Source organism: Calidithermus terrae, assembly GCF_003574345.1.
Classification (GTDB): Bacteria; Deinococcota; Deinococci; order Deinococcales; family Thermaceae; genus Calidithermus; species Calidithermus chliarophilus.
The window spans coordinates 1-6573 of sequence record NZ_QXDL01000214.1; the positions used below are offsets into that span (position 1 = coordinate 1).

The 6573-nt window shown below is 70.7% G+C and carries 6 protein-coding genes and 1 tRNA gene; all 7 read left to right on the forward strand.

Translation table 11 applies throughout. The annotated features are described in order from the left end of the window. Window positions 1-49 precede the first annotated feature (49 nt). Window positions 50-125, forward strand: a tRNA-Gly gene (locus Mterra_RS17620). Between the two features lie 79 nt (window positions 126-204). After that, on the forward strand, window positions 205-693 hold the full coding sequence (gene purE, locus Mterra_RS17625) for a 5-(carboxyamino)imidazole ribonucleotide mutase (RefSeq protein ID WP_119316346.1): 489 nt from the start codon (window positions 205-207) through the stop codon (window positions 691-693). 160 nt (window positions 694-853) lie between these two features. After that, window positions 854-3448, forward strand: a complete 2595-nt coding sequence (locus Mterra_RS17630) for a sensor domain-containing protein (protein ID WP_170159725.1) — start codon at window positions 854-856, stop codon at window positions 3446-3448. An 11-nt stretch (window positions 3449-3459) separates the two neighbouring features. Next, a complete protein-coding gene (locus Mterra_RS17635) occupies window positions 3460-4554 on the forward strand; it encodes a 5-(carboxyamino)imidazole ribonucleotide synthase (RefSeq protein ID WP_119316348.1) in 1095 nt (364 codons plus the stop codon). 21 nt (window positions 4555-4575) lie between these two features. Further along, the gene (locus Mterra_RS17640; protein WP_119316349.1) at window positions 4576-4773 is read left to right on the forward strand and encodes a GrpB family protein; all 198 of its coding nucleotides are present in this window, start codon (window positions 4576-4578) and stop codon (window positions 4771-4773) included. 15 nt (window positions 4774-4788) lie between these two features. Next, window positions 4789-5541 carry a DUF4253 domain-containing protein gene (locus Mterra_RS17645; protein ID WP_119316350.1) on the forward strand — a complete coding sequence of 251 codons (753 nt, stop codon included), beginning with the start codon at window positions 4789-4791 and terminating at the stop codon, window positions 5539-5541. A gap of 15 nt (window positions 5542-5556) precedes the next feature. Beyond that, the coding region (locus tag Mterra_RS17650) for a trans-sulfuration enzyme family protein (RefSeq protein WP_147372911.1) at window positions 5557-6573 on the forward strand (1017 nt) is incomplete at its 3' end.

The window sequence follows — 6573 nt, forward strand, 5'->3', positions numbered from 1 at the left end:
CAGAGGTTTTCCCTTTTCCTTCACCCGCGCAGCGCCCCGCGCCGCGCGTGCGGGAGTAGCTCAGCCGGTAGAGCACAACCTTGCCAAGGTTGGGGTCGCGAGTTCGAGTCTCGTCTCCCGCTCCATTCTTGAAGCACGGCCCCCACCCTCGAGGGTGGGGGCCGTTTTGTTTTATCTACGGCCTACCCTGGTAGAATCCCCATCATGTCCCCGCTGGTCGGTGTGATTATGGGCTCGAAATCGGACTGGGAAACGATGCAGCACGCCGTGGACACCCTCGAGCGCCTGCAAGTCCCTTACGAAGTCAGGGTGGTGTCGGCGCACCGGACGCCGGACCTGCTGTTTGAATATGCGCAGACCGCGGAGGAGCGGGGCCTCGAGGTGATCATCGCGGGGGCCGGTGGGGCGGCCCATCTACCCGGAATGACAGCCTCCAAAACCTCCCTCCCGGTGCTGGGAGTCCCGGTGCAGTCGAAGGCCCTGAACGGGCTGGACTCGCTGCTGTCGATCGTGCAGATGCCGGCAGGGATTCCGGTCGGAACCCTGGCGATCGGGCGGGCGGGAGCGGTCAACGCGGCGTTGCTGGCGGCTAGCATCCTGGGGAATAAGCACCCGCAGATCGCCCAGGCCTTAAAAGCCTTCCGGGCCCGGCAGACCGCCGAAGTGCTCGAGCACGCCGATCCCCGGCTGTAGGGCGGGGATCGCCTTCCCTGAAGATCGCATAAACCCCACAAACCCATCAAATTAGGCTAGAGTTCTAATACCGCATGGCGAAGGTTCAAGTGGTGAGATGAATATTCATTCAGGGGTGTATGGGCTATGGCTAGGGGGAGCCCTCTCGCTGGGCTGGGGAATGACCCACCTCGCCTGGAGCCTGCCGTCGCTGGCGCTCTCGGACCTGCTGCTCGTGGGGGTAGGGCTGTTCCAGATCCACCTGGCCCGGAGCTGGCCCAAACCCTTGCCCGCCCCTGAGAGCCCCACGGTGCTGCGGACCCTGACCGCGGAGCGCTACCAGCTCTTCATCGAGAATTTTCAGGGCATCGCCTTCCAGGGCGACCTCGACACCCTGCGGCCCATCCTGCTCGGCGGCCAGGTGCGGCAGATCACCGGCTACGAGCCGGGGGAGTTCCTGGCCGGGCAGGTCGATCTGTTCCGCCTGCTGGCCCGGCGGGACCTGCCGCGGGTGCGCCGCGAGATGACGCGGCTGCTCCAGGACCCGGAGCATGGCGTGGACGTCGAGTTCCGCATCCGCCCTAAAGGGGGCGGCGAGCGTTGGGTACGCCTGGTGGCGGGGCGGGCGGCCACGGCGCGGGGGCACCGGTTCATCCAAGGGGCTTTTTACGACATCCACCCGCGCAAGGAGGCGGAGGCAGCGGCCCTGCGCAGCGAGGCCATGCTGCGGCAGATCAGCGACACCATCCAGGACGTGGTGCTGCTGGTGGACCAGGAGGGGGTCATCCAGTACGTCACCCCCTCGGCGGAGGCGGTGCTGGGCTTCAGCCCGGCCCAGATGCAGGGGCACTCCGGCCTCGAGTACGTCTCCCCCGAGGTCTACCGGGTGGCGCTGGAGGGCGGGCGGCAGGGCAAGGCCCTGACCCTCGAGCTCCAGCACCGCCGCCCGGACGGGCGGGAGGTCTGGCTCGAGACGCGCCTGAGCTACCGCTACGACCCCCAGGGGCGCCTCAGCGGCATGGTGGTGGGGATCAGCGACATCACCGTGCGCAAGGGGGCCGAGGAGGCGCTGCGGCAGAGCGAGCAGACCCTGCGCCAGATCACCGACGCCATGACCGACATGGTGATGCTGCTGGGCCTCGACGGGGTGGTGCGCTACGTCACGCCCTCGGTGCGCGGCGTGCTGGGCTACGACCAGGCCGAGCTGGTGGGGACGCAGGCCGAGCGGCTGGTCGAGCCTTCGGACCTGCCCGAGCTCGAGCGGCAGGGGCGGCTCGCCTACGCCGAAGGCCGCTCGTACAAGGTGGAGTACCGCTGCCGCCACAAGCAGGGGCACCTCGTCTGGCTCGAGGCCACCGTGGACTTCGCGCGGGACGCGGGCGGCGAGCCGGTGAGCGTGGTGGTGGGCGCGCGGGACGTCAGCGAGCGCAAACGGCAGCAGGCCCACGTGGAGTTCATGGCCTTCCACGACGAGCTGACCCAGCTCCCCAACCGCCGGGCGCTCAAGCAGCAGGCCGAGCTCGCCCTCGAGGGCGCCCGCTCGAGCGGCCAGCCATTAGCGCTGCTGTACTTCGACCTCGACAACTTCAAGGCGGTCAACGACACCCTGGGCCACGACGCGGGCGACGAGCTGCTGGTGGAGATCGCCGGGATGCTCGCGCGCCAGTTGCGCCCCGGCGACCTGCTGGCCCGGCTGGGCGGCGACGAGTTCGCCTGCTTGCTGCCCGCCACCGACCCCGAACAGGCCCGCCAGATCGCCGTCCGCATGGCTCGGGCGGTGCGCGGCACCTTCACCTTGCGCAAGCAGGCGGTGGGGCTGGGCGTGAGCGTGGGGGTGGCCTCTTTCCCCCACGACGGCCAGAGCTTCGTGGAACTGCTCAAGGCCTCGGACATCGCCATGTACGAGGCCAAGGAGTCGGGCGGCCGGGTGGTGGTGTACGAGTCGGGGAAGAGCCCCTACACCCACGAGCGGCTGCGCCTGGAGGCCGAGCTGCGCGAGGCGGCGGAGCGGCACGCCTTCGAGTTCTACTACCAGCCCTTCCTGCGGCTCGCCGACGGCCGGGTGGACGAGGCCGAGGCCCTGCTGCGCTGGCGCAACCGGGGCGAGGTGGTCAGCGCCGCCGGCTTCATCCCCCTGGCCGAGGAGACCGGGCTCATCGCGCAGATCGACCAGGCGGCCTTCTCGCTGGCGCTGTGGCAGTTGGTGCGCTGGCAGCAGCAGGGGCTGCCCTACGGGCTGTCCATCAACATCTCGGCCCAGTCAGCCGCCCGCACCGGCGCCCTGACCGAGCTAAACCACCTGGTGCAGCACGGGGGCCTCGAGCCCTACCGCCTGACCCTGGAGATCACCGAGAGCGCCTTGCTGCGCGACCCCGAGGAGGTGCGCGCCGCGCTGCTGGAGCTCAAGGCGCTGGGGGTGCGGCTGGCGATGGACGACTTCGGCAGCGGCTACGCCTCGCTGGCCTACCTGCGCCAGTTGCCGCTCGACCGCATCAAGATCGACCGCAGCTTCATCACCCACCTAGGCTCCAGCCGCCGCGACGAGAAGCTGGTGCGGGCGGCCATCGACTTGGGCCACAGCCTCGAGGCCGAGGTGCTGGCCGAGGGGGTCGAGACCCTCGAGCAGCTCCAGTGGCTGCGGGAGAACGGCTGCGACCTGGTGCAGGGCAACCTGATCGGGCTGCCCGCACCCCTGGAGGCCTGGTACCCCAGCCCGGTGGCGCTGGGCCGGTTGCACCTGGCCCTCACCCCGCGAAAACCCAGCGCCTTAGGGTAGACTGCCTTTTCGTGATCGGGGTTCTGGGCGCTGGACAGTTGGGCCGGATGCTGGCGCTGGCGGGCTACCCGCTGGGCCAGCGCTTCCGTTTTTTCGACACCGCCGGGGGGGCCGTGGCCGGGCACCTGGCCGAGCTGCGGGTGGGGGCCTACGACGACCCCGAAGCCCTCGCCCGCTTCGCGGAGGGGCTCGAGCTCGTGACCTACGAGTTCGAGAACGTGCCCGTGGCCGCCGCCCGCTCCCTGGCCGAGCGCGTGCCGGTATTCCCGCCGCCGCAGGCCCTCGAGGCCGCCCAGGACCGGCTGGCGGAGAAGACCTTTTTCCAGAGCCTGGACATCCCCACCCCGCCCTTCTACCCCGTGCTCACCCGCGCCGACCTGCTGGAGGGCGTGGAGCGCACCGGCTTCCCCTGCGTGCTCAAGACCCGCACCCTGGGCTACGACGGCAAGGGCCAGCAGGTGCTGCGCGGGCCGGAGGACGTGGAGGGGGCCTGGTCCCGCCTGGGCGGGCCGCCGCTGATCCTCGAGGGCTTCGTGGCCTTCGAGCGCGAGCTCTCGGTCCTGGCCGTGCGCGGGCGAAGCGGGGAGCTGGCCTTTTATCCGCTGGTCGAGAACCACCACCAGGGCGGCATCCTGCGCAAGAGCCTGGCCCCCGCGCCGGGCCTGACCCCCCGGTTGCAGGCCCAGGCCGAGGACTACGCCCGGCGGGTGCTGGAGCGGCTGGAGTACGTGGGCGTGCTGGCTATCGAGCTCTTCGAGGTGGAGGGGCGGCTCATCGCCAACGAGATGGCCCCCCGGGTGCACAACTCGGGCCACTGGAGCCTCGAGGGCGCCGAGACCAGCCAGTTCGAGAACCACCTGCGCGCGGTGCTGGGATTGCCGCTGGGCTCGACCCGGGTGCGCGGCCACGCCGCCATGCTCAACCTCATCGGCGTGCGGCCCGACTTCGCCCGCGTGCTGGGGGTGCGGGAGGCCCACCTGCACTGGTACGGCAAGGAGGTCCGCCCGGGGCGCAAGGTGGGCCACGTCAACCTGCGCGCCGATTCCTGGGAGGAGATCCGGGCGCGGCTGCAAAGGCTGGAGTGGATCGTGAGCGAACGGCAGTAGGCGACGGCCGGGCGGGCGCCCTTGCGCTATGCTCGAAACCTTCTGCCCGCCGAGCGCCTCGAGGCGAGGGAGCGGCTGGGCTACGAGCACCTGGGCGAGAACGGCATCCCAGGCCGGGAGCGCTTCCGCCGGGCGTCGGGCCTGGCTCGAGCGGCTGGCCTGAGCCGCTGGCGGCGGCGCTTGACGGGGGCCGGGCGGGTCGTTATGTTTATGACGTAATACAAGGAGTCCGAGATGGATCTGACCGAAACGCTACGGCAGCACGGCATCGCGACCCACGCCCTCGACACCCTCCTGGAAAGCTCGGACCTCAGCATTCCGGCCCTGCCGGTCCGGGGCCACGAGGCCCTGGAACTGTGGACCCGGCTGCGCGACCTCTTCCCCCAGACCGGGCACTGGCCGCTGGTGCTCGGCGACGACGAGGAGCTGGGCTTCCACCGCGACCAGCTCGGCTTCAAGCAGCAGGACGGCCTCACCACCCGCGACCTGCTCGAGCAGGCCCGCTCCATCGACCTCCAGGCCTGGTTCGCCGAGCGGCGGGCCCAGGGGTACGGGGTGTGGCTGGAGGAGCTGCGCGGGGCCTGGCCCCTGGCCCAGCCCGGCCACAACAGCATCCTCAGCTTCAACGACCTCTTCAGCGGCAAGCCCAAGGCCCGGCTGCACCTGGCGCTGATCCCCGTCGGGGCCCCTTGGCAGATCCCGGCGGTGCTGGGGATGGGCGGCTGGAACGAGTGCCCCGAGGCCGCCGTGCAGGTGGCGCTGTGGCGCTACTGGCACCAGCGCCACGGCAGCGAGCCGGTGTGCCTGACCCACGACGTGCTCGAGACCCGCGTGGCCCAGCCCCCCGCCACCCGCGAGGAGGCCCTGCGCCTGGCCGAGGAGCAGTTCGTGTACTGCCCCGACCTCGTGACGCAGGGCGTGGAGACGGTCTCGAGGCTCGCCGCCACCCTCCTGAACAGCCGCTACTGGTACTTCTGGTGGGACTAGCGGATAGCATGGGGCATGGACCTGCTCTCCACCCTGGCCCTGCACGGCGCTGAGGCCGAGAAGCCCCTCAACGACCCGGTCTCGCTGCCCATCTACCAGTCGGCCTCCTGGACCTTCCGCGACCTCGACGAGGTGGACGCGGTGTACGAGGGGAGGCAGGCCGGGACCGTCTACGGGCGCAACGGCACGCCCAATCACCGGGCGCTCGAGGCCCTGTTCGCCAAGCTGCACGCCGCCGAGGCCGCCATCGCCTGCGCCAGCGGGATGAGCGCTTTGAGCGCGGCTTTCCTGGGATTGCTGAACTCGGGCGACAAGGTGGTGGCCTCGCAGGACCTCTACGGCAGCACCCTGGGCGTGCTGCGCGACCTGGGGCGCTTCGGGGTGCGGGTGGTGACGGTGGACCTCGCCGACTCGGAAGGGACGGGGCGCGAACTCGAGGGGGCGCGGCTGCTGGTGCTCGAGACCTCCTCCAACCCCCGCCTGCGCGTCCCCGACCTGGCCCGCCTGTCCGAGCTGGCCCACCGGGCCGGGGCGCTGGTGCTGGTGGACAACACCTTCGCCTCGCCCTACCACTGCCGCCCCCTCGAGCACGGCGTGGACGTGGTGATGGAGAGCCTGACCAAGTTCATCGGCGGCCACTCCGACGTGATGCTGGGCGGGCTGGCGGGCCGGAAGGAGGTGCTCGAGCCCGTCCGGGCGGTGGCGGTGCGGATGGGCTTCGTCTCCAACCCCCACGAGTGCTGGCTGGGGGTGCGCGGCGCCCACACCCTCGAGCTGCGCATGCAGCGGGCCTCGGCCAACGCGCTCGAGCTCGCCCGCTTCCTCGAGGCCCACCCCAAGGTGCGCCGCGTCCACTACCCCGGCCTGCCCTCCCACCCCGACCACGAGACCGCGAAGAGGGTGCTGGGGAACGGCTTCGGCGCGATGCTCTCCTTCGAGCTCGAGCCCTCCCGCGCCGCCGTGAACACGCTCTTGCACAACCTCGAGCACGTCCGCATGGCCTTGAGCCTGGGCGGGGCCCACACCACCCTC